Here is a 1,082-nt window from a genome sequence, read left to right as displayed (position 1 = left end):
ATAGCTGCCAGCAGTCAAACCATTTGCTGTTGCTGAGGTTCCACCGCTTGGTAGCCAGTTGTAAGTATATGCTGGTGTTCCGCCCAAGGCTGTTACCGTTGCTCTTCCGTCGTTTCCTCCGAAACAGCTAACATCTATCTTCGTTGCACTCGCAGTCAATTGCGTTGGCTGTGCTATCGTTACACTTGCTGTTACTGTACATGAGTTCGCATCTGTTATAACTACCGAGTACGTACCAGCTGTTAAGGCTGTGGCTTTATTCGTGGTTTGAACTGGAGAGGTACTCCATACATATGTGTAAGGGAGCTTGCCACCTTTTACACTAATTTCAGCACTTCCGTCATTTCCACCAAAACATGAAACATTTTTAACCACTGGCTGTCCATTAAATTCTAAAGGTTCAGGAACTACTACTAAGGTTGTTGCAGAAACTAATGGACATTTTCCATCTGCCGCAATTGTATTTGTAATTGTGTAAGAACCTGAATTCGCCAAGGCAATGGTGATACTACCAGAAGTAGTATTTAATGCACCAGCTCCTAAAGATGGAGATGATGTAAACTGGCCTGCTATTGCACCATTTGCAAAATTTGGTATCAGAATAGTATTATCCTTGTAACAGAATTTAGTGATTGGATAATTAAATTCAGCCGTTTTAATACATTTATAGAAACCAGCATCAACAGTTTGATTATCATCACCACTTTGAATTATGATTGAACCAGTTTTTCCTGTGATTTGATCAGCATCGCTATCAATTCCATCGTTTGAACCTCGGTCTTTAGGGCTATTTGTATAATCACCAGCTGCACCAGGAGTTACAAATTCTACACTATAAGTACCTGGAGTTAAATTAGTAAACTGATAGAAACCATTCACATCTGTTGTCGCCGTTAAGCTAACCAGTGCACCAGTTCCGGTTGTTCCTGTCAATTTAACTGTTACACCTTGAATTCCTTTTTCTCCAAATTCTTGAATACCATTTTTATTTACATCTTCCCATACGTAATCTCCCAACTTAGCTGGTTTGAAGTATCCTGCGTCTAATGTGTTATTAGTTTCACCTGATACTATCGTCACTG

The 1,082-nt window shown here is 40.0% G+C and carries 1 protein-coding gene; it reads right to left on the bottom strand.

Translation table 11 applies throughout. The features are described from left to right. On the bottom strand, positions 1 to 1,082 hold a 1,082-nt coding region (locus EGI31_RS15185), incomplete at both ends, for an SdrD B-like domain-containing protein (RefSeq protein ID WP_255038003.1).

Source organism: Lacihabitans soyangensis (genome assembly GCF_024343775.1).
Classification (GTDB): Bacteria; Bacteroidota; Bacteroidia; order Cytophagales; family Spirosomataceae; genus Leadbetterella; species Leadbetterella soyangensis.
This window is presented reverse-complemented; position numbering and strand designations above follow the sequence as displayed.